Source organism: Nostoc sp. CALU 1950 (assembly GCF_051172895.1).
Lineage (GTDB): Bacteria > Cyanobacteriota > Cyanobacteriia > Cyanobacteriales > Nostocaceae > Nostoc > Nostoc edaphicum_A.
In genome coordinates, this window is record NZ_JBDNJQ010000367.1 from 1 (window position 1) to 1433 (window position 1433).

A 1433-nucleotide genomic window follows, 5' to 3' on the forward strand; every position below is an offset into this window, starting at 1 on the left:
AGGCTGCCGTTGGCAGCCTCTCTCACCCCAAGTTGTAGTAAATTGAATGATGATTCGATTTTGGGATGTTTGAGGTGTCAATACAATTAACAGATTCATTGAAAAAGTTATTGAAGGAAACCGCACATCAATTAAGAGGAGCAGCTAAACGTAAATTTATAGCACAAACAGTTGTGGCATTAGGACACGGAGGACAGTCTCTAGCAGAGCGAGAGTTAGGATGGAACCGTGTAACTATTGGGAAAGGAATTAAAGAATTAAATAGTGGTATCACTTGTGTGGATAATTATCAAGGTAGAGGAAGAAAAAAAGCAGAAGAACACCTACCAACTCTTTTAGAAGATATAAAAAAACTAGTCGATTCTCAAAGTCAAATAGACCCAAGTTTTAAAAGTCAAAGACTCTATACCCGGCTGGGCGCATCTGTTGTAAGACATCAATTAATTGAGAAATTTGGTTATGTTGAAGAAGAATTACCAACTTCAGAAACAATTCGCGTTAAGTTAAACGATTTAGGATATCGCCTGAAACGGGTTGCCAAAATTCAACCTCAAAAAAAATTCCCGAAACTGATGCAATCTTTGAGCAATTAGCTATAGTTCACCAAGAAACTTCAGAAGATCCAAGCGTTTTACGCTTAAGTTTGGATGCCAAAGCTCGTGTCAATATCGGCTCCTTTGACCGTGGCGGTAGAAATCGAGTACCAACGGAAACTGATGACCATGACTTCAAACCAAAAACAACTGTGGCTCCTTATGGCATCTTCCTTCCAGAGCTTGACGAGCTATTTTTATATTTCACAGAATCCAAAGTAACTAGCGATTTTATCGTTGACATTTTAGGGGATTTTTGGAAATCAGAAAGCTGGCGATTTTCGGAAATAAAAACTTTACTTATTAATCAAGATAATGGAGGAGAGAATAGTTCTCGACGTACTCAGTTTATGAAACGTATAGTTGAATTTGCTCAATCACACAAATTAAATATACGTTTAGCTTATTATCCTCCCTATCACAGTAAATATAATCCCATTGAAAGAACTTGGGCTGCCTTGGAAAATCATTGGAATGGCAGCATTTTAGATGAAGTTGAAACTGCATTAAATTTTGCTAAAACTATGACGTGGAATGGGAAAAATCCAGTTGTTAAGTTAGTTACTCAGACTTACTCTAACGGAGTCCGTCTAACTAAAAAAGCTATGCAAGAAATTGAAAATAAGATTGAACGTTTGACTAATTGTACCGAAGATAATTTACCAAATTTAGGTAAGTGGTTTATTGATATCTTTTGTGGAGTAACGTAATTTCCAAAAAGTTAAAAGCGCCAAAATAATCGATATCAATATCAATTTTGCTCACTGCATTTAAGAAGTATCTTTGTGCAGACATTTGTCTTGCATATTTAAGGAGGGAGAGAGGTTGCCGTCGGCAACC

At 36.7% G+C, this 1433-nt stretch carries 1 protein-coding gene; it reads left to right on the forward strand.

Going from position 1 to position 1433, the window contains the following annotated elements; genetic code table 11:
• Nucleotides 1-80 precede the first annotated feature (80 nt).
• A protein-coding gene (locus ABF638_RS37940; RefSeq protein WP_435027878.1) for an ISAzo13 family transposase occupies nt 81-1303 on the forward strand; the annotation gives its coding sequence in 2 pieces (ribosomal slippage) (nt 81-561 and nt 561-1303; 1224 coding nt in all).
• Nucleotides 1304-1433: the final 130 nt, after the last annotated feature.